The sequence below is a fragment of the Ferdinandcohnia sp. QZ13 genome (assembly GCF_031324165.1).
GTDB lineage: Bacteria > Bacillota > Bacilli > Bacillales > Bacillaceae_L > Ferdinandcohnia.
On sequence record NZ_JAVIVW010000001.1, the window covers coordinates 300,765 to 325,249 of the forward strand.

The 24,485-nt window shown below is 36.8% G+C and carries 28 protein-coding genes; 17 read left to right on the forward strand and 11 right to left on the reverse strand.

Features of this window, described 5'->3' with window-relative positions; translation table 11 throughout:
* Window positions 1-332: 332 nt before the first annotated feature.
* Window positions 333-1,238: a nuclease-related domain-containing protein gene (locus RGU12_RS01525; protein ID WP_309534494.1), complete on the reverse strand. Its 906-nt coding sequence runs from the start codon at window positions 1,236-1,238 to the stop codon at window positions 333-335.
* A 105-nt stretch (window positions 1,239-1,343) separates the two neighbouring features.
* Between RGU12_RS01525 and RGU12_RS01530 the strand changes: the two genes are divergently transcribed.
* The 4 genes from RGU12_RS01530 (at window position 1,344) to RGU12_RS01545 (ending at window position 3,586) form a co-directional block, all read left to right on the forward strand.
* Window positions 1,344-2,234, forward strand: coding sequence for a TIGR01777 family oxidoreductase (locus RGU12_RS01530; RefSeq protein WP_309534495.1), 891 nt, complete (start codon window positions 1,344-1,346; stop codon window positions 2,232-2,234).
* Between the two features lie 59 nt (window positions 2,235-2,293).
* Window positions 2,294-2,497 (forward strand): zinc ribbon domain-containing protein, encoded by a 204-nt coding sequence (locus tag RGU12_RS01535; protein WP_116350392.1) that lies wholly within the window; start codon window positions 2,294-2,296, stop codon window positions 2,495-2,497.
* A gap of 24 nt (window positions 2,498-2,521) precedes the next feature.
* Window positions 2,522-2,917 (forward strand): secondary thiamine-phosphate synthase enzyme YjbQ, encoded by a 396-nt coding sequence (locus RGU12_RS01540; RefSeq protein WP_309534496.1) that lies wholly within the window; start codon window positions 2,522-2,524, stop codon window positions 2,915-2,917.
* A gap of 150 nt (window positions 2,918-3,067) precedes the next feature.
* Complete coding sequence (locus tag RGU12_RS01545; protein WP_396232293.1) at window positions 3,068-3,586, forward strand: YfiT family bacillithiol transferase; 519 nt, start codon at window positions 3,068-3,070, stop codon at window positions 3,584-3,586.
* 31 nt (window positions 3,587-3,617) lie between these two features.
* Here RGU12_RS01545 and RGU12_RS01550 read toward each other — a convergent pair whose 3' ends face one another.
* Window positions 3,618-4,136 (reverse strand): TetR/AcrR family transcriptional regulator, encoded by a 519-nt coding sequence (locus tag RGU12_RS01550; protein ID WP_309534497.1) that lies wholly within the window; start codon window positions 4,134-4,136, stop codon window positions 3,618-3,620.
* A 106-nt stretch (window positions 4,137-4,242) separates the two neighbouring features.
* Between RGU12_RS01550 and RGU12_RS01555 the strand changes: the two genes are divergently transcribed.
* From RGU12_RS01555 to shc, 6 genes are all read left to right on the forward strand, one after another.
* Window positions 4,243-4,584, forward strand: a complete 342-nt coding sequence (locus tag RGU12_RS01555) for a VOC family protein (protein ID WP_309534498.1) — start codon at window positions 4,243-4,245, stop codon at window positions 4,582-4,584.
* A gap of 113 nt (window positions 4,585-4,697) precedes the next feature.
* Window positions 4,698-5,093: a VOC family protein gene (locus tag RGU12_RS01560; RefSeq protein ID WP_309534499.1), complete on the forward strand. Its 396-nt coding sequence runs from the start codon at window positions 4,698-4,700 to the stop codon at window positions 5,091-5,093.
* Window positions 5,094-5,107: 14 nt separating this feature from the next.
* A complete protein-coding gene (ybaK, locus tag RGU12_RS01565) occupies window positions 5,108-5,584 on the forward strand; it encodes a Cys-tRNA(Pro) deacylase (RefSeq protein ID WP_309534500.1) in 477 nt (158 codons plus the stop codon).
* 336 nt (window positions 5,585-5,920) lie between these two features.
* Window positions 5,921-6,367, forward strand: coding sequence for a DUF5392 family protein (locus RGU12_RS01570; RefSeq protein WP_309534501.1), 447 nt, complete (start codon window positions 5,921-5,923; stop codon window positions 6,365-6,367).
* A gap of 13 nt (window positions 6,368-6,380) precedes the next feature.
* The gene (locus RGU12_RS01575) at window positions 6,381-6,539 is read left to right on the forward strand and encodes a hypothetical protein (protein ID WP_309534502.1); all 159 of its coding nucleotides are present in this window, start codon (window positions 6,381-6,383) and stop codon (window positions 6,537-6,539) included.
* Window positions 6,540-6,746: 207 nt separating this feature from the next.
* Window positions 6,747-8,633, forward strand: coding sequence for a squalene--hopene cyclase (gene shc / locus RGU12_RS01580; RefSeq protein ID WP_309534503.1), 1,887 nt, complete (start codon window positions 6,747-6,749; stop codon window positions 8,631-8,633).
* Between the two features lie 13 nt (window positions 8,634-8,646).
* Here the strand turns inward: shc and RGU12_RS01585 are convergent, their stop codons facing one another.
* Window positions 8,647-9,432, reverse strand: a complete 786-nt coding sequence (locus RGU12_RS01585) for a hypothetical protein (protein ID WP_309534504.1) — start codon at window positions 9,430-9,432, stop codon at window positions 8,647-8,649.
* 387 nt (window positions 9,433-9,819) lie between these two features.
* Between RGU12_RS01585 and pepF the strand changes: the two genes are divergently transcribed.
* Window positions 9,820-11,610 (forward strand): oligoendopeptidase F, encoded by a 1,791-nt coding sequence (gene pepF / locus RGU12_RS01590; protein WP_309534505.1) that lies wholly within the window; start codon window positions 9,820-9,822, stop codon window positions 11,608-11,610.
* A 34-nt stretch (window positions 11,611-11,644) separates the two neighbouring features.
* On the opposite strand, the gene fumC is transcribed toward pepF, so the two are convergent.
* Window positions 11,645-13,033 carry a class II fumarate hydratase gene (fumC, locus tag RGU12_RS01595; protein ID WP_309534506.1) on the reverse strand — a complete coding sequence of 463 codons (1,389 nt, stop codon included), beginning with the start codon at window positions 13,031-13,033 and terminating at the stop codon, window positions 11,645-11,647.
* A 146-nt stretch (window positions 13,034-13,179) separates the two neighbouring features.
* Between fumC and RGU12_RS01600 the strand changes: the two genes are divergently transcribed.
* The gene (locus RGU12_RS01600) at window positions 13,180-15,378 is read left to right on the forward strand and encodes an ATP-dependent helicase (protein WP_309534507.1); all 2,199 of its coding nucleotides are present in this window, start codon (window positions 13,180-13,182) and stop codon (window positions 15,376-15,378) included.
* A gap of 32 nt (window positions 15,379-15,410) precedes the next feature.
* Here the strand turns inward: RGU12_RS01600 and RGU12_RS01605 are convergent, their stop codons facing one another.
* Window positions 15,411-15,734, reverse strand: a complete 324-nt coding sequence (locus RGU12_RS01605) for a LapA family protein (RefSeq protein ID WP_309534508.1) — start codon at window positions 15,732-15,734, stop codon at window positions 15,411-15,413.
* A 137-nt stretch (window positions 15,735-15,871) separates the two neighbouring features.
* Here RGU12_RS01605 and RGU12_RS01610 point away from each other — a divergent pair, with 137 nt between their 5' ends.
* Genes RGU12_RS01610 through RGU12_RS01620 form a run of 3 tightly spaced genes read left to right on the forward strand, consistent with a single transcriptional unit; the run spans window position 15,872 to window position 17,785 of the window.
* Window positions 15,872-16,474, forward strand: coding sequence for a class I SAM-dependent methyltransferase (locus tag RGU12_RS01610; protein WP_309534509.1), 603 nt, complete (start codon window positions 15,872-15,874; stop codon window positions 16,472-16,474).
* A gap of 3 nt (window positions 16,475-16,477) precedes the next feature.
* Complete coding sequence (locus RGU12_RS01615; protein WP_309534510.1) at window positions 16,478-16,762, forward strand: DUF3219 family protein; 285 nt, start codon at window positions 16,478-16,480, stop codon at window positions 16,760-16,762.
* Between the two features lie 12 nt (window positions 16,763-16,774).
* On the forward strand, window positions 16,775-17,785 hold the full coding sequence (locus tag RGU12_RS01620) for an LLM class flavin-dependent oxidoreductase (RefSeq protein WP_309534511.1): 1,011 nt from the start codon (window positions 16,775-16,777) through the stop codon (window positions 17,783-17,785).
* A gap of 53 nt (window positions 17,786-17,838) precedes the next feature.
* Here RGU12_RS01620 and RGU12_RS01625 read toward each other — a convergent pair whose 3' ends face one another.
* Complete coding sequence (locus tag RGU12_RS01625; protein ID WP_309534512.1) at window positions 17,839-18,303, reverse strand: low molecular weight protein-tyrosine-phosphatase; 465 nt, start codon at window positions 18,301-18,303, stop codon at window positions 17,839-17,841.
* A 351-nt stretch (window positions 18,304-18,654) separates the two neighbouring features.
* Here RGU12_RS01625 and RGU12_RS01630 point away from each other — a divergent pair, with 351 nt between their 5' ends.
* Together RGU12_RS01630 and RGU12_RS01635 are read left to right on the forward strand one after the other, a co-directional pair.
* A complete protein-coding gene (locus RGU12_RS01630) occupies window positions 18,655-18,846 on the forward strand; it encodes a hypothetical protein (RefSeq protein ID WP_309534513.1) in 192 nt (63 codons plus the stop codon).
* Between the two features lie 193 nt (window positions 18,847-19,039).
* On the forward strand, window positions 19,040-19,279 hold the full coding sequence (locus RGU12_RS01635; protein WP_309534514.1) for a spore germination protein: 240 nt from the start codon (window positions 19,040-19,042) through the stop codon (window positions 19,277-19,279).
* A gap of 205 nt (window positions 19,280-19,484) precedes the next feature.
* On the opposite strand, the gene RGU12_RS01640 is transcribed toward RGU12_RS01635, so the two are convergent.
* The 5 genes from RGU12_RS01640 to selD all read right to left on the reverse strand — a co-directional run bounded on the left by RGU12_RS01640 (window position 19,485) and on the right by selD (window position 24,213).
* Window positions 19,485-20,585, reverse strand: a complete 1,101-nt coding sequence (locus tag RGU12_RS01640) for an AI-2E family transporter (protein WP_309534515.1) — start codon at window positions 20,583-20,585, stop codon at window positions 19,485-19,487.
* A gap of 87 nt (window positions 20,586-20,672) precedes the next feature.
* Complete coding sequence (gene phnC / locus RGU12_RS01645; protein WP_309534516.1) at window positions 20,673-21,410, reverse strand: phosphonate ABC transporter ATP-binding protein; 738 nt, start codon at window positions 21,408-21,410, stop codon at window positions 20,673-20,675.
* 15 nt (window positions 21,411-21,425) lie between these two features.
* Window positions 21,426-22,181: a phosphonate ABC transporter, permease protein PhnE gene (gene phnE / locus RGU12_RS01650; protein ID WP_309534517.1), complete on the reverse strand. Its 756-nt coding sequence runs from the start codon at window positions 22,179-22,181 to the stop codon at window positions 21,426-21,428.
* Window positions 22,182-22,192: 11 nt separating this feature from the next.
* Window positions 22,193-23,074, reverse strand: coding sequence for a phosphate/phosphite/phosphonate ABC transporter substrate-binding protein (gene phnD / locus RGU12_RS01655; protein ID WP_309536251.1), 882 nt, complete (start codon window positions 23,072-23,074; stop codon window positions 22,193-22,195).
* Window positions 23,075-23,160: 86 nt separating this feature from the next.
* Window positions 23,161-24,213, reverse strand: coding sequence for a selenide, water dikinase SelD (gene selD, locus RGU12_RS01660; protein ID WP_309534518.1), 1,053 nt, complete (start codon window positions 24,211-24,213; stop codon window positions 23,161-23,163).
* Window positions 24,214-24,485 lie beyond the last annotated feature (272 nt).

Consider the following 24,485-nt stretch of genomic DNA (forward strand, 5'->3'; position numbering starts at 1 on the left):
GCTCTCGAGGTCAAACTGCAGCTAACTCACCGACCAAATGTCCCTGACACGAGTTCTCAAAGACAAAAGCAAGTGAGTTCACGTTTAAAATGCCCCTGAGACTAGCTCTCGAGGACAAACTGCACCTAACTCACTGACCAAATGTCTTTGACACGAGTTCACAAAGACAAAAGCAAGTGAGTCCTCATTTAAAATGCCCCTGAGACTAGCTCTCGAGGACAAACTGCACCTAACTCACTGACCAAATGTCTTTGACACGAGTTCACAAAGACAAAAGCAAGTGAGTCCTCATTTAAAATGTCTCCGAGACACTCTTTTGCATACAATCTTTATTATTCATAATACGTCCACCGATTATTTCTTACAATCTGATAATTCTTATCTAGAATTCTTTGAATTCTCTTCTTCGACTCCACAACACAACACCATTCCTGAACCAAATTCGTTGTAATCTTATTTTCAGGAAACAAAAGTTTCAATTCTGCAGTACTACGTAGTACTGCATCATTAACTAATTCCTCATGTCCACAGCGTCTACAAACACAATTTCTTCCAACAATCTCTACCGTCAAAGACCCACACTCCGCACAACAAATCCCTTTTTGTAACTGATCATAAGTATATTCCGGTAACTGACTATACGGAGACTCCTGCATGTGCATTGAAACTAATTTCTCCGCTAGCACTTTATGTTTATTATTTATTTTTGCATTAGACTTATTAAGATTTTGAAAAAAAGAGATTAGTTGTGTTGGAAAGATAATGGGTGTATGTAGCGGTGCTTGATATAGAGTAAAACCCGGATTTACAAAGACTACATAAGCATAAATTTGTATTGTAAAACCGAGACTTTGGAGAAGTTGTCGAAGTAAGGATTCGCTGCGATGGAGTTGAATGAGTGGGCTGTTCCTTTCTATTTTAGGTTTCTTGTAAAGTCGTTCTGAATCATAATAAAAATCACCCTCGTAATTTTTTATTTCAAAGAAATAGAGTACCTCGGCTGTAACCAACAGGGAATCAATTTGAAATGTAGTGTTATTAAATTGGAGCAATAAATCATTTAAAACCAGACAATCACATTCAAGATTTTTTGTGAATGAATCAAATAACAGTTCTCCTTCATACCCCTTAATTTGATTTGAAAAATACTTCCTTTCTGCTTTGTTCAAATCCATTCGAGCATCTTGGGATTTCATTATTTTGATGTGAATCGATTCGGTTCGTTCCTTGTAAATCATATGCCACAACCTTTCTTATAGTTTCGAATCTATTATACTCGTATTTCACCTTTCGCACCAAATAATGGTAAACTGGTAAAAGAATGATATAAGGGGATGAATACTATGAAGAAGGTCGTCCTTGCAGGTGGTACTGGTTTTGTGGGCACCTATTTTTTAAAAAGGTTTAGTGAACTTGGGTATGTAGTAAACGTGATTTCAAGAAATGCACCAAACATCACATGGGATGATAGAAAAGGAATTATAGAGGCACTCGAGGATTCCGAGATTCTTATCAATCTAGCTGGAAAATCCGTCAATTGCAGATATAACGAAAAAAATAAACAAGAAATTCTCCACTCTCGAACGGAGACTACGAAAATATTAGGTGATGCCCTCAAAGAATGTAAAAACCCGCCAAAATTATGGATTAATTCTAGCACAGCAACGATCTATCGGCATGCTGAAGATAGACCAATGACAGAAGAATCTGGGGAAATTGGTACTGGTTTTTCAGTAGATGTTGCAAAAAGATGGGAGGAAGCCTTTTTTTCTTATCAATTCCAGAGCACTAGGCAGGTTGCGCTAAGAATCTCGATTGTACTTGGAGCGGGTGGGGGTGTAATGATTCCATATAAAAACCTAGTTCGCTTTGGGCTAGGGGGAATCCAGGGACATGGTACTCAAAAATTCAGTTGGATTCATATTGAGGATTTGTTCAATATTGTTCTTTATATTCGGGATCATCCCCATCTAGCTGGGGTCTTTAACTGTTCAACCCCGAATCCTATTACAAATCGCGAGTTAATGAATAGTCTCCGAGGGGCATATAAACGTAAATTCGGATTACCTTCCCCAGCTTGGCTTCTTGAAATTGGTGCGATTTTTATTCGAACGGAAACGGAATTAATTTTAAAGAGCAGATGGGTTATTCCAGAAAGACTGATTAAGGAAGGATATATTTTTTCTTATCCAACAATCGAGGATGCACTTACACAAATAACAAAAAATAATTGAAACTAATTTCCTATAAATCCGTAAATAATAGTGTTAGAACTAAAATTGGAGGGGATTTTGTGGAAGGTAAAGGCTGCGTTAAATGCGGAAGCACAAATGCTGGTACGAAAGATGTATCGATGACTGGTTCTGGTCTTACTAAAATGTTAGATATTCAAAACAATCGTTTTACTGTAGTATATTGTAAGAATTGCGGATACTCTGAGTTCTACAATAAGAATTCTTCAACCGCATCAAATATCCTTGATTTATTCTTTGGATAATATGATGAAGGAGATACAAAAATCATGTTGCATAAGCTCATTATACAAACTAATAATCGTGACCAAATGGTAGATGTAACAGAAAAAGTTCAAGCCATTATTGACGAAAAGGGGATAAAAGAGGGCGCTGTGATTGTCTATTGTCCACATACAACAGCTGGGATAACGATTAATGAGAATGCGGACCCCGATGTAAAACGTGACATGATTCGCCGTTTTGATGAATTATATCCTTGGCATCATAAACTTGACCGTCACATGGAAGGAAATACCGCAGCTCATATGAAAGCTAGTACTGTCGGCGCTTCGCAACATGTTATTGTCACAAATGGCCGTTTACTCCTTGGTACATGGCAAGGCATCTATTTTTGCGAATTTGATGGTCCTCGAACGCGGACATTTTATGTAAAAATCTTGTAAATAGGCGAAACCAAATGGTTCGCCTATTTCATTTAGAAAACACAATTCATTCTGCTCCTTTATTAAACCCATAGAAGCAGAAAAATTCCCTTACTTTTGTTAAAATAATACTAAGCATTTTGTATTCGAAATTTTAAGGAGGGGAATATAATGGATGAACGTTATCCGATTGGAGAATTCCGATTTGATGGAGATTTGACAGAAGAATTAGCAGCCGGCTGGATAAAAGAAATTGAGAATTTACCGCCTTTACTAAAAGATGCGGTGAAAGATTTAACAGATCAACAGCTCGATACACCTTATCGTAACGGTGGATGGACACTTCGCCAGGTTGTTCATCATATTGCAGATGCATCGATGAATTCATATATTCGTTTTAAGTTAGCTGTAACTGAAGGTAATCCAGTTATTAAACCATATGATGAAGCAAAATGGGCTGTACTTTCAGATTCGACGTTACCGGTAGATGCTTCATTAGCAATCATCGAAGGTGTTCACAAACGTTGGGTCACACTTTTACAAAGCTTTTCAATGGATGATTATGATTTGTCATATGTTCCCCCAGAAGGTGGCGCAATGAAATTAGGCATCTTTTTAGGCTTTTGCGCTTGGCATGGAAACCATCATCTAGCACATATCACGACTTTAGTGAAAAATAAAAATTGGTAAATGGAAAAGCAATGCACGGTGCATTGCTTTTTTAATACGTTTCTTTATTAAACATCCATTTGATTAATTGCTTACCTTGTTCAAGTGTAATTTCACCTTCAGCAAGTGATTTCAAGATTGATCTCCATGAAGCAATAACAACAATATTTATAGGAAGAGAAGATTCTGAAATCATTCCGTTAAAAAAAGATTCCACTTTATCTTTATTTTTTCCAGGAGATTCCTCACAAAGTAAGCGACAAATATGAACCTTCACTGCAAAATCTATTCCAATTAGCATTGCTGCTTCAATTTTTCTAAATGTATCTTCAAATAAAGATACGGCACCCTCCATTCTATCTATAATCCTTTGTTCCATTTCAGCCCGAATAACTTCATAGAGCTTTGTTTTTGACCCAAAGTGATGATAAATAGCACCAGTAGTCACATTCGCTTTTTCAGCAAGTTCTGTGATATTTACCACTTTGTATCCTTTTTTACTAAATTCCTCTAAAGCCACTTTTAGTATGGTATCTTTATTAGTTCCTGGTATTGGTATCCACTCTTTCATATTTTGATCATACCATATTGACAAGAGTACGTAAATGACTTACGCTTGACGTAACTAATTTACGTATTACATAAATATATTATCTTAATTAGAAGGAGGAAAAGAAATGAAACTACTATTTTTATATCACCCTGTAAAAAACCTTAAAGAATCTCTTACATTTTACCGTGAAAATCTTGGATTCGAAGAAGCATGGAGAGAAGGGGAACATACTGCGGCCATTCATTTACCAGACACCGATATTCGTCTTATGATTGAGGATGAAGACGAAGGGCTTTCTGCAGGAGGAGTATTTCTGGTCAATAGTGTAGACGAATTTTATACCAAGAACAAGGACAATCTTAACTTTGTTAGAGAACCCCATGACATCCCACCAGGTCGTTATGCCATTTATTTAGACAATTCTGGGAACCCTATTCGCATTCTAGATTTTACAAAAGAAAAATAGCCCCTAATATGGGCAGACAGTCAAATGAACTGTCTGCTTTTCATAATGAAAAAGAGGAATCCGTGATTTAATTACAGAATACTTATGGATAAAATATTTTAGGAGGGTTTTGGTTGATTTATGAAATGACAATTCAATTTCGTGTTAGTGACATATCTAAGGGACAACATTGGTACGAAACACTCCTCAATAAAAAACCTGATTTTATTCCCCATGATGGGTTTGCTGAGTGGGAACTTCTTACTGGATGTTGGCTTCAGATTGCTGAGGGAATTCCCTCAATCGGTTCCGGTCCATTAAGATTAGGGATAGACAATCTTGAAAAAGAGCGTGAAAGACTAATCAATGATTTAAAAATAGAGCCATTTGATATATATTCAAGGGAAGAGGTCCCGGTTAAATGGGCCACATTTTCAGACCCTTGGGGAAATAAAGTTGGCTTATTTGAATATCATAATCAATCAGAAATGGAAGATCGAAAGAAAACCATTGTTGGTAAACAACAATAAAGGAGGACAATCGAATGGCAAAAGGTAAAACAAATGCCATGAGGATTTTGGATTCTAGAAAGATTGAATACAAGATTCATACATATGAAAGCAATGATGGAAAAATTGATGGAGTATCTGTTGCACAGAAGATAGGATTAGATACGAAAAAGGTTTACAAAACATTGGTTGCTCAAGGAAATAACAAAGATATTTTTGTGTTTGTCATTCCAGTGGAAGAAGAACTTGATCTAAAAAAAGCAGCAATAGTAGCTAATGTTAAAAAAGTCGAAATGGTACCAGTAAAGGATATCCAAAAACATACCGGTTACATTAGAGGCGGTTGCTCACCAATCGGTATGAAAAAAGCATATCCTACATTTATTGATGCTCAGGCTTCTAACCTTGACAGCATTATTGTTAGCGCAGGAAAAATCGGAATGCAGGTCGAACTAACAGTGGCCGATTTAACATCTTCAACAGAGGGACAAATTGTAGACATCATTAAATAATATTATTTTTCCTCGAATGAAGAAATCGCATGATTAATTTAGAAACGATTCAAGTAAGTTTATTTAAGATAATAGTAGAATTGTTACTATGGGTTGTTTGGTTTTAGCCTATATGTTAAAATGGTTGTATAATAAACTGGATACTCTAAGGGGAGTAGCTTTAACAGCAAAGTCGTCAATACAGAGATGTACTCTCTCGGCTTTGTTGGCAACTATAACGTTGTTAGCAAGACCTTACCAATAACAATGGTATAGGTCTTTTTTGCTTTTTTAAGGCCTATATCAAACGTGATATAGGCCTTTTCTCATCCAACAAAAAGGAAGGGGAGTTAATAAATGAATATCATTACAACAAAGAATTTGCCTGTATTTATCACAAAGGAACTTGAGGAGCTACAAAAAAAAATTGCTCCAATCATGATGAAGACATCTAAATACATGTTTTGGTCATTTCCTTTGATCATGATTTCACTAATTAATTTAGTGTTTTTACTATTTTTCATGCCGTTCACCAATGAAGCTATTCCGTCACTTCTCATTTATGCGATCATTGGTGCAATTGGATTCGCCTTAGCGAAGGAAGCTAAATTGAAGAAGAAGGAAATAGAAGCCATATCTTCTAAATATATGATTGAAAGAATTAAAAAGAGTGATGTAGTAACAGCAGCACGCCAGCAAGACTATATAGCACGACTTAAAAACCAACCAAAACTTGCTCTTCAGTACTTTATTGAGTTCTTAGATGAGGAAAACAAAAGAGAAAAGCGAAATCTTTATTCCTAAGGAGTTTTAATATATGAAATCCACAAATCGCGAAACAATAAAGCAGGATGAAAGACCAGTAAAAAAAGCAAAGCATAAAAAATCGATCCACCAAATTCTTTTACAACTGCAAAGCCAGGGAGTGAATGCATCCCTTTGTAAAAAAAGAAGTAAGCTTGTTTTAGGATCGTAATAGGAAAACCTGACTCATACAGAGTCGGGTTTTTTTCATGCCTGCAAAAGAATAGACAAGCTTAAAATCTTTTTTGATTTTTAATAGAGATTCAGAGAGTGGGAGTTTTTTCTTTTTAAACAGTTTGCACATCAATGATGAACTCCTCAATGAATGCTCTTGCACTACGTTGAATATGTATGAAGTAAGTTAAAGGGGAGGTTGAGTATGTTTGACAAAGTGAATGACGGTTTAGGTCAGTTAATTGACTCCATTAGGAAAGACCAATCATCAAATGGGGCGTGGAAGTACCCATTTGAAACAGGCATTTCAACCGATTGTTATATGATTATCTTATTAAGGAGCCTTGAAATAAATGATGAGAAATTGATTCAACAATTAGTTGAACGAATTTTAAGTCGGCAAGAGGATAATGGGGCATGGAAGCTTTTTTATGATGAAGGGGATGGAAATATATCTGCAACAGTGGAGGCATATTATGCACTTCTATATTCGGGATATATTGAAAAGCAGGATCCAAAAATGAAACGAGCAAAATCCTTCATCGTAAAAAATGGGGGACTTACGAACATTCAGATGCTTACTAAATTTATGCTTGCGTTATCTGGCCAGCATAGGTGGCCATCCTTCAATCCGTTGCCAGTTGAACTCATCCTGTTGCCACACTCATGTCCAATTCACTTTTATCGTTTTTCCGTATTCGGAAGAGCTAATCTTACACCAATTATGATTCTTGCTGATAAAAAATTTAGTCTTACAACAAATAGGAGTCCTGATTTATCTGATTTAACTACTAAGAGAGACGAAAACGAATTTAATTTTGGGAATTCACAGGAATGGCGTTCATTTTATTTAAATGTCAAACAAGCGATCGATCGGTTAATTGGATTACCATCCCACCTTCACCAGCTGGCAATTGAACAAGCAAAGCACTATATGCTGCAAAGGATAGAGCCCGATGGAACCTTTCTAGGGTATTTTAGCTCCACATTTTTGATGATTTTTGCTTTACTGAGCCTGGGCTATTCAAAAAAACATTCGAGTATTATAAATGCAATAAACGGGCTAAAGGGAATGAAAACAGTCATAGATGGGCATGTTCATATGCAATACACGACTGCTGATGTATGGAATACTGCACTCCTTGGATATGCCCTCCAAGAAGCAGGTGTTCCTTCAAATGATTCGATGATCAAAAAGGCAAATCACTATTTATTGCAACGCCAACATTTGAAATACGGTGACTGGGCCGTTCAAAATCCTTCGGGTGTTCCTGGAGGGTGGGGATTTGCAGACATGAACACGATTCATCCAGATGTCGATGATACGACTGCAACCTTACGTTCAATTGCAAGAATAGTAAAAAAAGTACCAGTCTATAGGCAATCATGGGACAGAGGATTAATGTGGTTATTGACTATGCAAAATGCTGATGGAGGCTGGCCTGCATTTGAGAAAAATACAGATAGCAAGCTACTTAGTTTTTTACCAATTGAAAAAGCTGAGTACATCCTAACCGATCCTTCGTCCGCAGATTTAACTGGACGTACACTTGAGTATCTTGGTAAATATACGAATTTAAAAAATAACCACCCTTCTGTTAAATCAGCGATTCAATGGCTGTATAAAGATCAAAAAGACAATGGTTCCTGGTATGGTAGATGGGGAATTTGCTATATTTATGGAACATGGGCTGCCGTTACAGGTTTACGTGCTGTTGGGGTTTTGTCGACATACTCATCAATTCAGCGGGCTGTCACATGGCTTGAATCTATTCAAAATCCGGATGGGGGCTGGGGAGAATCGTGTAATAGTGATCGTAAGCTTAAATATGTTCCTTTAAAAACAAGCACATTAACACATACCGCTTGGGCAGTGGACGCCCTTATCTCAGTAAGTGATAAACCTAGCAATTCCATAAACAAAGGGGTCGATTTTCTATTATCAAATTTGGATCGAGACGACTGGACCACATCCTATCCAAAAGGGCAGGGTATGGCAGGAGACTTTTACATGCACTACCACAGTTACCGGTATATTTTCCCGCTCTTGGCACTTGCGCATTACAAAACGAAATATACAGAAAAAAGCTAAAAGATTTGCTCTTTTAGCTTTTCTTAAGTTTTGAGGGGTTATTGATTTTATAGTGAACTGGATCTTCAATGATGAACTCTTCATCAACATCCTTGCCTTTTGCTAACTTCTTTTTCACAATTTTTGCGTCAAATTCAAGCGCATTCCCTGGCTCAAGCTCTAGTTTCTTTAAGGTCTTTGAATGGGAGCACCATGCAAGTCCAATCTGAATGGGATCTTCCTGCTGAATGACTACATCTTCAAGTACGACAACCTCATCATTGTCTTCATTAAAATGGTTCCATGTAAGCGCAAATTGTTTAACGGTAGCGGTAAAATGAACCTTGTCAATTGGTAACTCAATTTTTGGTGCTTTTTCCTTTTTAATTTGTTTCGTGGGTTGTTCTTTCTTAACACCTGTTTTTGATTCTGCCGATGCAGGATTTTCAACATTAGATGTACTCGCGGTTTCCTTTTTCTTTTCCTTCACTACTGCTGTGTCTGAAATAGCACTTTTTGCAAAGCTAGGTGATTGCATTTCTTTTAAATATGCCGGGTGAATACAGGTTACATTGCCATCCTCAAACTCAAGCACAATCGTATTGTGTTCTTGTGTTTTACCATACACTTCATAACCTTTTATTGTAACAATTCGTTGGTGGGTTCTTTCTTTGTACCAGTATTCTTTTTTAACTGAAAGACCCCATTCTCGAACCTTTTCTTCATAGTGGGCTTCGTCTACAAAAGATTCGTATTCTCCTTTTGGGGGGAGATATGTTGTACTGGCTGAGTCCTCTACATGAGGCAATTTATTCGCCATGTATGAACATCCTTTCGTTTTTTACAAATTTATGTAATTCATATACAATAAAATGAAACATATCTATTTCTTATCATATATTTCTTTCCTACATAATAAAAGGTTTTTTACTTTTATTCAGTTCAAACCTCATACTCGATGAGTGAGGTAATCATTCAAGAAAGAATACAATTCAGTATGTGTTTAAACGCTGGCTGAATTAAAAGTTAAAGCCTTCGGCGGTTGCCACAGATTTTCAAAGGGAATTATTCGAGCGTAAGATTAAAGACTAAGAACGCCACTTCCTGTGGCAACGTCTTTATGACCCACCTAGTGTGGGCCTAAAAAATCCGGGCGCAAATACGCTAATGCGCATTTGATTTATATTTTAACAAAAGGAGAATTGCGATGACAACTACGTATACGTCTCGAAATGAAGTACCTGAACAAGAAAAATGGAACTTAGATGATCTGTATTCTGACTTGAATAAATGGGAAGAAGATTATCAACTCATTGAAAAGATGGGGGAGGAACTCGCAACATTTGATGGTAATATCCATAATGGACATTCATTGTGCGAGTATTTAACGTTAAGTGAAAAAATGTCTTTCCATTTTAACAAACTCTTTGCGTATGCAATGTTAAAGGTAGATGAAGATACTCGGGTAACGAAATCCCAATCATATTTAGATCGCGCCAAACAACTTAGTGTTAAGGTAAGTTCAGCAAATTCATTTTTCATGCCATATTTATTAAGCTTAGATGAAAAAACATTAAAGCGATACATTGCCGAAGAAGATGGGCTTCAGTATTTTGAAAAAGAATTACTGGAATCCTTTCGTTATAAGCCACATGTATTAAATAAAGACCAAGAAGAAATTTTATCTCGATTAGGTGAGGCTCTTTCTGCTCCAAGTACGACGTATGGAATGATGAATAATGCAGATATCCGCTTTGGCAAGGTTACGAAGGATGATGGTGAGAAAGTTGAACTTACAAGAGGGATGTATGCAAAGTTGATTGAGGATGAAGACCGTGATAAGCGAAGAGAAGCTTATAAAGCCTATTACGAGCCTTATGTACATTTGAAAAACTCAATCGCTTCGACCTTATCTGCAGCCATTAAAAATAATGTAACGATTTCCAAGTTGAGACATTACCCATCAGCACTCGAGAAGGCACTATTCGGAGATAATGTTCCAAAAGATGTCTATGAAAATCTAATTGAAACCACGAAAAAAAATATTGGTACGATGCACAAATATACAAGCATCCGCAAGGAAAAATTAGGGCTTGATGAGCTTCGTCAATATGACTTGAGTGTACCGCTCGTTAGTGGAGCAAAAAAAGATATATCGTATGATGAAGCATTTGAAACGATGTGTAAAGCACTTGCTCCTTTAGGTGAAGAGTATATTCAAACACTAAAAGATTTTAGAAAATCACGTTATTTCGATGTTAGAGAGACACCTGGAAAACGGTCTGGCGCCTATAACTTAGGTGTGTACGGCGTCCATCCATATATCCTTTTAAATCATCAGGATGACTTAGATAGTTTATTTACGTTGGTTCATGAATGTGGCCATGGGGTTCACAGCAAATTAAGCTCAGAGCACCAGCCACAAATCACGGCTCGGTATAGTATTTTTGTTGCTGAGGTAGCTTCAACAGTTAATGAAGTACTGTTAATTAATTATTTATTGAACAATGAGGACAATGAAGAAGTAAAGAAATTCTTATTTAATCATTTTATTGATAAATTTAAAGGCACATTCTTTACTCAGGTGATGTTTGCAGAGTTTGAAAAGAAGACACATGACATGGCTGAACAAGGGCTTCCATTAAATGTAGAATCTTTTAGCGAAGTGTATGAAGGGTTATTTAGAGAATACCATGGTGAAGATCTTGTGTTTGATGATGAAGTAAAATATGGCTGGGCACGTATCCCACATTTTTATCGCCCGTTTTATGTTTATAAATACGCAACGGGATTTGCTTCCGCTATTCATATCGCTACGAAGATTCTTGAAGAAGACGAAACAACGCTAACCTCTTATCTTGAATTTCTAAAGAGTGGTAGTTCTGATTATCCACTTGAATTGTTGAAAAAGACTGGTGTAGACCTTACAACACCATATCCAATTGAAAATTCATTGAAAAAGTTTAATGAATTAGTAGAAGAATTTTCAAAACTGTAAAAAGGGGAGCCTTCCAAATTTGGAAGGCTCTTTTTCATTCCTTTGGATGAACCATATCCTCAGGTTGTACGTATTGGTCAAATTGTTCTTCTGTTAAAAATCCTAACTGTAGGGATGCATCTTTTAAGGTAGTTCCGTGTTTATGTGCATGTTTTGCGATAGCAGCGGCTTTTTCATAGCCAATATAAGGATTTAGAGCTGTTACAAGCATTAAGGAATCTTGTAGGTTTTTAGAGATGATTGTTTCGTTTGCCTGAATTCCAACTGCACAGTGTTTATTAAAAGATCCCATCGAATCCGCTAACAGGCGAACCGATTGTAGGAAATTATAGATAATTACAGGCTTAAACACATTCAGTTCAAAATTTCCTTGGCTTGCCGCTATTCCGATTGTAGCATCATTGCCCATTACTTGAACCGCAACCATCGTAAGGGCTTCACTTTGGGTAGGATTTACTTTCCCAGGCATTATCGAACTGCCAGGTTCATTCTCCGGAATCGTAATTTCTCCAATTCCACAGCGTGGACCACTTGCAAGCCATCTTACATCATTTGCTATTTTCATTAAATCAGCTGCTAATGCTTTTAAAGCTCCATGGGCATAGACGATCTCATCATGACTAGTTAGCGCATGGAATTTATTTTCCGATGAGAAGAAGGAAAGCTTTGTGAACTTCGAAATTTCCTTTGCCACATTCTCACCAAACTTCGGATGAGCATTAATCCCAGTTCCAACTGCAGTGCCACCTATCGCAAGGGCAAGCATTTTTTCAGTCGATTCTATAATCATTTCCTTCGAACGCTTTAACATATGGACCCAGCCGCTAATTTCCTGACCAAGTGTTAATGGAGTGGCATCTTGAAGATGAGTTCTTCCAATTTTTACGATGCTTGCAAATTCTTTTTCTTTTGCTTGCAAAGTTGCCTGTAATCTTTCAAGTGCTGGCACAAGGTGTTCTTTTACTGCTTTCACAGCTGCAATGTGCATGGCTGTTGGGAATGTGTCATTAGAGCTTTGACTCATATTGACATCATCATTCGGATGAACTTTTTCATCAATACCTTGATCCTTTAACCATTGGGTAGCACGATGTGCAACAACCTCATTGATATTCATATTACTTTGTGTTCCGCTACCAGTTTGCCATACAACCAGTGGAAAATGATCAAACATACCACCTGCTAATATCTCATCACAGGCATCGGAAATGGCTTTAGCTTTATTTCCACTTAAATTACCAAGCTTTTCGTTCGTAATCGCCGCACTTCTTTTTAATATAGCGAAGGCTTCTATCACTTCTTGGGGCATCTTTTCTGTCCCAATTCGAAAATTTTCTTTACTCCGTTGAGTTTGAGCAGCCCAGTAGGCATCCACTGAGACTTTGACTTCTCCCATTGTGTCCTTTTCAATTCTGTACTCCAAGATGATCACCTCTCATTTTCCTCTTTATATAAGGTACCAATTATTCCCTCGTATTATGTCTTGTAATTCGTATCGAACACAACATCCTTGTCCATAAAAATGATAGAATTTATAATGGAGTTTTAATGAAAGGTAGGTGGGCTACCGTGAATACAGAGGAAAGCTTTTTTAATCGAAAAAAACAACAGCACGGTGTACAACTAAATAACGTTCAGAAAAAGGCCGTTCTTCACACAAGAGGACCATTACTCTTATTAGCTTCTCCAGGTTCGGGTAAGACAACAACAACGATTATGCGCATTGGTTATTTAATTGAAGAAGTGGGGGTAGAACCTTCACGCATAAAGGCTGTAACCTTTAGCCGTGCATCTGCAGCCGATATGAAAGAAAGATTTGCTCGATTCTTTCCTGAGCACACCACTACTTCTGTTGACTTTTCAACGATTCATAGTCTTGCATTTCAGGTGGTTCGGGATTATTTTTATAAACAAAAAGTTTCCTACCACTTAATAGAAGGTAGTCTAGATGGTGGACCTAATAAAAAATTACTTTTGAGAAAAATATATAAAGCAATGAATGATGAGATTATCACCGAAGAACAGCTTGAGGAACTCACAACGTATATTAGTTTTATTAAAAATAAGCTACTCCCACGGAATGAGTGGAAAAATATTGACTGTGATATTCCTTTTGTTGAAGCGATTTTTGAGGAATATGAAAAAATTAAGAACACAGACCCAAGTAATCTATTACTCGATTATGATGACATGCTAACCATTGCAAATGACGCATTTAATAAAGATAAATTGATTCTGCAAAAATACCAAAAGCGCTATGATTATGTCCTTACTGATGAAAGCCAGGATACTTCACTCGTTCAGCACGAAATCATTGAAAAGCTTGCAAAACCACATCATAATTTATTTGTCGTTGCAGATGATGATCAATCCATTTACTCCTGGCGCGGAGCAGAGCCAACGTATTTGTTAGATTTCAAAAAAATATATCCGAATGCAATCATTCTAAAAATGGAGCAGAACTATCGTTCGTCAAAGGATATTGTCGACGTTGCCAATCGATTCATAAAACGCAATAAAAACCGCTATAACAAAAATATGTTCACAGAAAATCAGAGCCATAGACCAATTGAGATCACTCAGTTTGAGGACTATCGCAATCAAGCAAAATATCTTGTCCAAGAAATTCACTTGGTAGAGAACAAGAAGGATGTCGCTGTATTATATCGAAACAACTCTTCATCCATCATGTTAATAAATGAGCTTGATCGAAATCAAATTCCTTTCTATATAAAGGATTCTGATAATCGCTTTTTCTCACATTGGGTTGTAAAAGACATTTTGAATTTTATGAGAATGACTTTTACGGATAAACGAGTCGATATTTTTCAGCAAATTTACACGAAATGTGGATTTTACTTATCAAGAGAACAATTGTTCGAACTCACAAAAAAGAAACCAGCTGAATCCATTTTTGACCGTCTATTACAAAATAAAGGCTTAAAAGACTATCAAGTAAAGCAAATTCAAGCATGCCAGAAAACCTTACAAGAAATGCAGGGGGCTAAGCCACTTAAGGCGATTAAGCTAATAAGGAACCAGCTTAGTTATGACAAAACACTTAAAGACATGAGTAAGAAACTCGGATTCAATACAGATTATATCTTCAGCGTCCTACAAACGCTTGAGGAAATTGCTGATTCACTTGACACGATGGAGCAATTTGCTGAACGATTAAATCATCTCGAAGATCTAATGAAAGTCTCTAAATTTAATAAAAACAAAGACGCCATTACCCTTTCCACATTTCATAGTTCAAAAGGACTTGAGTTTAAAAAAGTTTATATGATTGATCTGATCGAAGGAGTGATTCCTTCACATGATGAGATTAATAAATATAAAGATGGCGAACGGGATCTCATGGAAGAGGCAGTTCGACTATTTTATGTTGGGATGACACGAGCTGAACAGGAGCTTGAACTTTTGACTTATAAAAAACAAAATGGAAAAGAGGTTGCTCAGTCTCGATTTGTGGCAAATGTAAAAAATATCATTTCACCTCCTGAGAAGGTACAGCCTTCTGAGCCAAAGACAAAGTTGAAAGCTGAAAAAGCAATTGTTCCTTATAATCCAGATGCGATTAGAAAAACGGAAGACATTCAAGAGGGAATGACCATAAAACACCGTGTTTTCGGGCAAGGAACAGTTGTTTCTATCGCTGGGGAAAAAATCGAAATCCAATTTCAAAAAGTGCGGAAATCGTTACTACTTGAAACCTGTCTTGAAATGGGGTTATTGGAGCCTGCAAATGAGGTTTCCGTGAATTAGGAAAGAGAAAAGGAAAGGTACCGTACCTTTCCTTATTTTTCACCCTCTGCATTGATAGTTTTTTCTATTTTAGGATATGTCTCTTTTGGTGACTCCTGAATCTTCTCTCCTTTTATCTGCTCGATTTCTTTTTCAAGTCTTTTTATATGCCTTTGCTGCTTGTATTGACGTAGAATACCAAACATACCTACAATCAGACCACCAAGTAAAGCGGAACCTAAAATGATTAAAATAAGCGGGATCTCTGTATAACCCAATACAAAATTTACTTTTACAGAATCCACATTCACAACCGCAAATATCGCGACAATCAATGCAAATATAAGTCCCAAAATTAAATTCCACTGAAATTTCACCCTACACAACTCCTTAGTTCTACTTATTTTTAGCTTACCCATTTATGGTGTTTCGTGTTCCCACCTATAGTAATAATTCGAAATCGATATAAAAACTATTATATAATTGACATATTGAGATTATTGGAGTTGAAACAATGGGTACGTTATTTCCAACACTTTACGATTTTTTTATGAAACCACTTGAAAAGAGAAAATTCATTTCAATTCGGCGCAAATTGCTAAACAGAGCAACCGGACATGTGCTTGAATTAGGTTCGGGTACAGGCATAAATTTCCCGTTATATCATGATGTCCACCATGTAACGGCAATTGAACCGAATCCGCAAATGACAAACAGAGCCCATGAAAATAAAGAACATGCTATTGTTCCGATTGAAATTGTGCAGACAGGTGCTGAAAAATTGACATTTGAGGATAATACATATGACACCGTTGTAGCCACGCTGGTATTTTGTACAATACCAGAACCTGAAATGGCTTTACAAGAAATGAAACGGGTTTGTAAACCAAACGGAACCATTCTAATGTTTGAGCATGTGAAAATGCAAAACCCTTTTTTATCAAAACTACAGGATTGGCTTACACCTGTTTGGAAAAAAGTATGTGACGGTTGTTGTTTAAATCGAGAAACAGAAAATCTTGTAAAACGAAGTGGTTTAAAAATTATTGGTAAAGAAGAATTTTATAATGGACTATTCATTACATTGCAAATACGGAATATCAAAGAGGAGAGCTGACCTATGGTTACTGAAATATACTTAAATGAGTACAAATTGAACGTAACGAATTACTATGAAGAAACAAAAAATCATCTCTTGTTAGTGAAAGTTGAATTTAAAGTATCAAGTGAGGATTATCATGATATCACAACCCTTTTATATAAAGGGAATTTCGATTTAAAAGTTCCAGAGAGAAATATTGCATGTAAAGTAATAATCCAAGAGTATTCAACCTCTATCACGAATCTCTATGAAAAAGATCAAGTCGGGGACTTCACGCTAACTCTTCTTGAAACAAGAGTATAGGAGGATGCTCTAATGAAGTTAAGTATTTTAGATCAAGCGCCCATCTCTGCTGATCAAACACCACAAGACACATTATTACAGTCAATGAAGCTAGCACAAGCAGGGGAACGATTTGGCTACACTAGATATTGGATAGCTGAACATCATGACTTAGCAGGACTAGCTTGCCCTGCACCAGAAGTCATGCTTGGATACATTGGGGCACAAACAAAAACAATTCGTATTGGTTCAGGTGCCGTTTTACTTCCTCACTATAAACCATACAAGGTGGCTGAGCTTTACAATATGCTTGCGACTTTATTTCCAAATCGAATCGACATCGGAATTGGAAGGGCACCTGGTGGTTCAGCAGAAGCGACAAATGCTTTATCAGATAATTTTCTGCAACAGGTTTGGAAAATGCCAGAATTAATTGATATGCTGCTTCACTTTATACATAATGATTTTCCCGATGACCATGAATTTGCTAACCTGAAAGCAGCTCCAATCCCGATAACACCGCCAGTTCCTTGGCTTTTAGGAACAAGCAAAAAGAGTGCTATACTTGCAGCGGAAAAAGGGTTAGCATACACATTCGGACTATTCATGAGCGACAACGATGGCGAAGAAATCGTCAAGAGATATATTCATAACTTTACACCCCGAATTGAAGGGGACAAACCACAAGTGATTGTTACTGTTTCAGTTATTTGTGCGGAAACGAGGGAGAAAGCAGAAGAGATTGCGTTAAGTTCTTATATATGGGGCAAACAAAGAGAACGGGGAGAAGGGAAGAAAGGAGTTCCGTCCATTTCAGAAGCAATGGAATACCTTGAGAAAGAGAAGCTTCACGATGGCTTTGGAAAAATGAAACAAAAAGTTATCATCGGAAATCCAAAAGAAGTGAAGGATAAATTCCTAGAACTTAAAGAAACCTACCAAACCGATGAAATCATGATTGTCACAATTACACACGCTCATGAGGATCGACTAAAATCCTATGAACTTATTGCAAAAGAGATGGGGCTTACAACAAGAATCTAATAACATATCTAAGCACACGTTGTTTTTTAAAAGATGGCGTGTGCTTTTTGTTATTATACGTTTTGTTCGCTGCGTATTTTATTGAGTAATGCCCGGCAACCAACTAAAACAAGACGATAGGTTTCGTCAAAATCACCAGTGTAAAATGGATCGGGGATATCTATCCTGTTTTTGGTAAGGTCGAGTAACTTATTAATTTTTGGATGATTAGGCTTGCCGGTTATCCTGTAGATATTTTTTATGTTGCTTTCGTCCATACCAATAATATAATCAAACTTCCCAAAGTCTTCTCTCTTCATTTTGCGTCCAATAAGCCTTTCGGAAGAGATATTGTATTTCTTAAGGATATCAAGAGTGCCCTCATGAGGAGGAAATCCAATTTGCCATGGACTGGTTGCAGCGGAATCAACTGCGATTTTGTTTGTCAGATTTTCCTTCTTGACTAGGTGACGAAACAAGGCTTCAGCCATCGGTGAACGGCAAATATTTCCCCTGCACACAAATAAAACGTTGATCATGTATTACAACCTCCAGCCATTTTGGAGTCTTTATAAACAAGCTGCTCCTACGATGTTAAGGAGTATACACATTCATGATTAGAGCAAAGGCAGGTCCGTATGTACCATTATTCTAGGCACAGAACTCCTTTACCGTCTTTTCATAATCACAACATATGTACAAAACAGAAATAGGGAACGGCACTAATCTTAATTTTAAATGGACTATCATTTTATTAGAAGAATGCTTTTTTTTAAAATAGTGCCCATTAAGCCTTCCTCGTAAATTTGTTCCAATTGGGTACAATATGTTACAGGACAGTGCTGCAAAAATATTAGCACTTCCCTATAAAGAACGAGGGAGTGAAATAGATGGTTGATATCAATGAACATAAACGTGAAGATAATAATACCAGCTATGCAGAAGAAACTGGTGATACTATAGCTTCTGCTCTTGATCCATTTGGTTCAAATGCAGGTCCTATTGCTGGTGGTGCAGGGAATAATAAGTCGGGGAAAGATTTAATCGATGACGACAAACAAGACTCTAAAACAAGAGCTTAGAACGATGTATTTAAACGACGAGCTATAGTACTTCCAAAGGACTTTCCTATCAGGAGTCCTTTTATTTAATCGGTTTTGTTTACGCAAGTAAGAAATGATAGATACAATATATACTAAATTCCATGTTTGTCTATTTCGAATAATGCCTGTTTAACATACCTTGTATCAAATCGTTTTATATTTGGAGGAGCTTATGTTTAATCTAATTAAAATTGGTAACTTTAAGGTCAACGCGATGACACAAAATTCAAACATCAATTTTGGAGGAACTGTACAAAACAGCCATACTGCGAACATAAAATTATACGGTGCAAGTTTTTCAATGGGTGATTTTTCACCTACTAGTTCCCTGAATATTTCGAAGGTAAATGATTCCGATATAAGTGATCAAGGTCAAATCGAAAATCCATCTGCACCAGAAGAAAATAACTAATGAAGTTTACTATTAATTATAGGAATCTTGCTAGCTAATTTTCACTAATCAAATTTTTAATGATTGATTATCTCGTTTTTATATCTTATTAATAAACTGTACATGTTTTCGCTATGATAGTTAGGGGTGAGTTAGCTCAATAAAAAATAAAAAAGGCTTAAAAGATTTTTTTCTTTTAAGCCTTTCTTATTAAGCGTTGTTTCCGTTATAAATCTGCCGTAAGTTCGGCCTTTTTCTTTGCCTTTAAGAATTTCACGATATTGATGACAATTGTTTTGATAACGGCATAGGTTGGAATTGCTAGAATCATTCCCAATACACCCGCTAGATTTCCCGCTGCCAACAAAAGAATAATAATCGTCGCCGGATGGGTATCAAGCGTCTTGCCAAGAATTAGAGGGGAAAGGACATTCCCTTCAATTTGCTGGGCAATGACAATTACCAAAACCACCAATAACGCCTTCGTAGGGGAGTCAAATAGAGCCACAATTACGGCTGGTGCTCCGCCAAGAAATGGTCCAACATACGGAATAATATTCGTTACAGCTACAATTAATGCCATCACAAGCGCAAACGGTAAGTCAATAATCAAGTACCCAATAAAGGATAAGGTACCGACCGCTAATGCCACCGTTACCTGCCCCTGAATATAGGCTGAAAGTGTTTCGCCAGTTTCTTTTAAAATCGTGAGGGCTTCGTCTCTATAAACAGTCGGAAAAAATCTTGCAATTGCATGTGGGAAACGATCTCCATCCTTAAACATATAAAATAAAAGGAACGGCACAGTCACGAGGATGATTGCAATATTTGTTACAAAACCAATGATTTGCGAAATTCCACCCGTAATACGATTTGGAAGTGTATTGGCAAAAGCTATTACTTTTTCTTCAATCGTATTGATTAGTTGTTGTTGTTCATCTTGAATCCACTTGAATTCTGAGGAATTTGTGAAATCCGAAAAAAATTCCATCACTTGGTTAGCATAACCAGGTAATGCATTTCCGAGTGCTGTAAATTGTTTTGAAATAATCGGAACTAAATTCCCAACTGCTAACCCAACAAGCCCGAAGAATGCGATGTAAATAATTAAAATCCCTAGGCTTTTAGGAACCTTATGGCGATGAAGAAATTTGACGACCGGATTTAAGAGAAAATAAAGAAATCCAGTAATCAAGATAGGAAAAAAGATAGTTGAGAAAAACACCCCAATTGGTTCAAATAAAAATGTAATTTTCGTTGAAACAAAGATAATCGTTAAAATTAACAGGATTTGAATGAGCCAGTATTGTAATTTCGTTTTCGACAATGCATTGTACCTTCTTTTCTATTAATATAAAAAAATTATAGCAATTCATGAAAGAGAAAACAATTACTTCCTACAAAGGGATACTTTTCATGAATTATACGTCTGCTCAAACATTTCCTGTGCAAAGTCTTCCGGTTTACCGTCAAAAATGACTGTTCCATTCCTTAATGCAATCAATCTTGTTGCAAACTGTTTAGCAAGGTTTACATCGTGAAGATTCACTACCGATAAAAGATTATGACGGTTATGTAACTCCTTTAGTAATGTAAAAATACGATTGGCTGTTCCTGGATCTAAGCTTGCCACAGGTTCATCCCCAAGAAAAACACGAGGTTTCTGGAGCAGGGCACGGGCGATCCCAACCCGTTGCTTTTGACCACCACTTAAATATTCGATCCGACGGTTTTTAAACTCTAACAGACCGACAACTTCCAACACTTGTGTCGCTTTTTGTATTTCTTCTTCTGAAAAAATCCCAAGTAAGTTCTTAACTGAATTCCGATACCCGAACATGCCTGTTAACACATTTTGTAACACCGTCAAGCGGGGGATTAGATTAAAATGTTGAAAAATCATTCCGATTTCCCTCCGTATTAGGCGTTGTTGTTCCTTATTTTTATTTGTAAATAGCTCGCCATCCCAAAATACTTCACCACTTGTTGGCTGTTGGAGGCCATTCATGCACCGTATCAGTGTTGATTTACCGGCTCCGCTTTTTCCGAGGACACAGACAAATTCTCCCTTATTAAATGTAAGATTGACAGAGGAAAGAGCAGGCTTTTCATTATTTGGATAGTAGACAGTAACATCCTTTAATCTAATCATTTCAGGTCTCCCCACTTAAATCACTTTATTCCGTACATAGCTTCCAAAGGAATCTACAATAATAACAATCAACATAATTAAGAACACATCCAATGACACTGAAGAATACTGAAAGCTTTTAAAATCATTAAAAAGACGCTGCCCTATTCCTCCACCACCAATAAAACCAAGGATGAGGGAGGTCCTAATCGCAACTTCAAACCGATAAAAATATTGGGACAAGACATTCGGCCAAATTTGTGGAAGAATGCTAAAAAGAGACGCCAACCAATTTTTTGTACCCACTGCTTTCATCGCTTCGTGTGGACCGGATTCGGCTGATTCAATCAGTTCAGAGATTAATTTGCCGAGTACCCCTATATTATGAAAAATGATCGCTAGAACGGCAGGGAAGGGACCAAGTCCTAAAGCCGTTAATAAAATTAGTCCGAATACAATTTCTGGAATGGAGCGGACAAAGCTCAATAATATTCTCGTAAGATTGAAAACAAAGGCAGAAGGTGAAGTATTTTTGGCGGCCAGAAAACTAATCGGTAAAGCAATCATAAGACCAAAAATACTACCCAAGAACCCCATTGCAAGTGTCTCTGCACTATCTCTTAGCATACGGGGTAAAGCTGAATAATTCATCGGAAACCATTGTGAGAGAAAATCAATCATATTACGAAAATCACGAAATTTCGAAAGGTCAAATTCGGTTAATCTCATGCTAACAAAAATTGCAGATACTAATAGAACTACAGTTAGTAGAGTAGTTCGTCTAAACCACATGTAGATCAGCTCTATTCATTTATAATTCCTTGTTTAATTGCAGCTTGGCGTATACTTTCATAATCCTCATCTGTTGCTTCTGTAAATCCACTTGCTCCAAACGCAGCTAAAATTTCTTCATCTTCAATAGCCAAGAACGCATCTTTAAGCTTTTGAATAGTCACGTCATCGGTATCCTTATGGACAGCCCATGGGTATTGAAATAATTTTTCAGATTGCCAAATTGTTTTAAATAAGGAACCATCAATTTTTCCTGAGTCAACAAGTTGATTATAAATTGCACTATCAATAGCACCGGCGCCAACCTGTTGATTTTGAACAGCCAAAGCAGTTGCATCATGGGACCCCGTATAACGGACAGATTTAAATTGATTCACATCCTCAGATTCGAAAACTCCACGTTCCTTGAGTTCAATCGAAGGGATGAGAGAGCCGGATGTTGAATTAATATCACCAAAGGCAAAATCAATATCCTTGGAGTTTGCTACTAAATCATCGATTGAGTTCAATGGGCTATCTTTATGAGTAATAATATAGGAATGATAGAAGGGTTCACCATCAATTAATTGAGTAATAATCGCTTTAGCACCACTTTTTTCATGAGCAACAACATAGGTTAATGGACCAAAATAGGCCATATCAATTTTATTATAATTCATCGCCTCAACAACACCGTTATAATCAGGATACACTTCTACTGTTACTTCGCGATTTAATTCTTTCGTTAAAATGGTTTGAAGCTTATCCATAGCCGTTTCCATTTCTCCAACTGTCTGTACCGGAATAACTCCAATAGTAAAAGCTTCTTCTTTATCATTTTTATTTTCATCGTTCGCATTTGACCCACACCCAGTTAAAAGAAGAGTAAAAACTAGGAACAGTACATATATCATTTTCTTATTCAAAATAAGCACCTCATTAATCTTTTTGTAGTAGTTATTCTTTCCTAACAACCTAAAAAGGACTCAACTTCGAGTCCTTAAATAACCTTAATAAAACCAGGGTTTTCGCTTGTTACTTCACCAATGATGCGAGCGTCAACATGATTCTCTTGTAGTTGTTGCAGCAATTTTTCAGCTTCATTTTCTGGAACAGAAACGAGTAGTCCACCGGAAGTAATTGCATCACATAAAATAAGTTGATCAAGTTCATCTATGTTGGAACTATACTTAACTCGGTCAGCAAGCCAAGCATGATTTTTCTTTGTCCCACCTGGAACTACCTTTTGTTCAGCCAGCTCTTTAGTTTTTGATAAAACAGGGACATTTTCATAGTGTATCGTCATCCCAACCTGGCTTCCTTCTGCCATTTCCATTGCATGCCCTAATAGACCGAACCCAGTTACATCCGTGCAGGCATGGACATTATAACCATCCATTACTTCAGCTGCATTTTTATTTAACGTTGCCATGACCTCTGTTACTTTCTCAATATCTTCTTGTGTTAACAGTTCTCTTTTAATCGCTGTGGTTAAAATTCCAACACCGATTGGCTTCGTTAAAATTAATCTGTCACCAGGTTTTGCACCAGTATTTGCGCGAATTCGATTAGGATGCACGGTACCCGTTACCGATAAACCGAATTTCGGCTCTTTGTCATCGATAGAGTGACCCCCAACTAGAGATGCTCCTGATTCTCTTACTTTTTCGGCAGCTCCTGCTAGAATGTCTGCTAAGATACTTTTATCCAATGTATTAATAGGGAAGGCGACGATATTCATAACCGTAATCGGTTTTCCTCCCATTGCATAGACATCACTTAAAGCATTAGCAGCGGCAATCTGTCCAAACATGTATGGATCGTCCACAATTGGGGTGAAAAAGTCAAGTGTTTGCACAAGTGCAAGTTCATCATTGATTTTATATACTCCTGCATCATCAGGATTATCAAGACCAACTAATAGGTTTGGATTCGGTGTAGCTTTTGGTAAATGACGCAGAACCTGCGTCAGGTCCTCAGGACCGATTTTGCATCCTCAGCCAGCTTTTGTTGAAAGGGAGGTCAATTTAATGATTTCTTCCTTCTTAGACATCAATGTCACTCCTTCCATACTTTGTATTTTGGCACTGATTTTAGCGCCTCATTTCCAAAACTAATTTTAGCATAAGAATCTTAGGATTAGAAATGAATATACATTTTTCATTTTCTCCTATTAAACATTACAAAATTATACTTAAATAATAAATAATTTAGTAATCTCAAAAATGTTTTATATTTTAAATCTAATTATGAAAGCGTTTTTAAAGATTCAGAATTAATGTAATTGTTGACACTATCTGAAAACAACTATATTATTATAACAAT

Coding starts and splice junctions, on each gene's coding strand:
- RGU12_RS01575 (WP_309534502.1), top strand. CDS start 6,381: ATGAAATCCACAAATCGCGAAACAATAAAGCAGGATGAAAGACCAGTA.
- RGU12_RS01585 (WP_309534504.1), bottom strand. CDS start 9,432: ATGGCGAATAAATTGCCTCATGTAGAGGACTCAGCCAGTACAACATAT.
- RGU12_RS01630 (WP_309534513.1), top strand. CDS start 18,655: ATGGTTGATATCAATGAACATAAACGTGAAGATAATAATACCAGCTAT.
- RGU12_RS01545 (WP_396232293.1), top strand. CDS start 3,068: ATGGATGAACGTTATCCGATTGGAGAATTCCGATTTGATGGAGATTTG.
- RGU12_RS01615 (WP_309534510.1), top strand. CDS start 16,478: ATGGTTACTGAAATATACTTAAATGAGTACAAATTGAACGTAACGAAT.
- ybaK (WP_309534500.1), top strand. CDS start 5,108: ATGGCAAAAGGTAAAACAAATGCCATGAGGATTTTGGATTCTAGAAAG.
- RGU12_RS01610 (WP_309534509.1), top strand. CDS start 15,872: ATGGGTACGTTATTTCCAACACTTTACGATTTTTTTATGAAACCACTT.
- pepF (WP_309534505.1), top strand. CDS start 9,820: ATGACAACTACGTATACGTCTCGAAATGAAGTACCTGAACAAGAAAAA.
- RGU12_RS01625 (WP_309534512.1), bottom strand. CDS start 18,303: ATGATCAACGTTTTATTTGTGTGCAGGGGAAATATTTGCCGTTCACCG.
- shc (WP_309534503.1), top strand. CDS start 6,747: ATGTTTGACAAAGTGAATGACGGTTTAGGTCAGTTAATTGACTCCATT.
- RGU12_RS01550 (WP_309534497.1), bottom strand. CDS start 4,136: ATGAAAGAGTGGATACCAATACCAGGAACTAATAAAGATACCATACTA.
- RGU12_RS01525 (WP_309534494.1), bottom strand. CDS start 1,238: ATGATTTACAAGGAACGAACCGAATCGATTCACATCAAAATAATGAAA.
- phnE (WP_309534517.1), bottom strand. CDS start 22,181: ATGTGGTTTAGACGAACTACTCTACTAACTGTAGTTCTATTAGTATCT.
- RGU12_RS01530 (WP_309534495.1), top strand. CDS start 1,344: ATGAAGAAGGTCGTCCTTGCAGGTGGTACTGGTTTTGTGGGCACCTAT.
- RGU12_RS01620 (WP_309534511.1), top strand. CDS start 16,775: ATGAAGTTAAGTATTTTAGATCAAGCGCCCATCTCTGCTGATCAAACA.
- RGU12_RS01635 (WP_309534514.1), top strand. CDS start 19,040: ATGTTTAATCTAATTAAAATTGGTAACTTTAAGGTCAACGCGATGACA.
- RGU12_RS01540 (WP_309534496.1), top strand. CDS start 2,522: ATGTTGCATAAGCTCATTATACAAACTAATAATCGTGACCAAATGGTA.
- RGU12_RS01555 (WP_309534498.1), top strand. CDS start 4,243: ATGAAACTACTATTTTTATATCACCCTGTAAAAAACCTTAAAGAATCT.
- RGU12_RS01570 (WP_309534501.1), top strand. CDS start 5,921: ATGAATATCATTACAACAAAGAATTTGCCTGTATTTATCACAAAGGAA.
- phnC (WP_309534516.1), bottom strand. CDS start 21,410: ATGATTAGATTAAAGGATGTTACTGTCTACTATCCAAATAATGAAAAG.
- phnD (WP_309536251.1), bottom strand. CDS start 23,074: ATGATATATGTACTGTTCCTAGTTTTTACTCTTCTTTTAACTGGGTGT.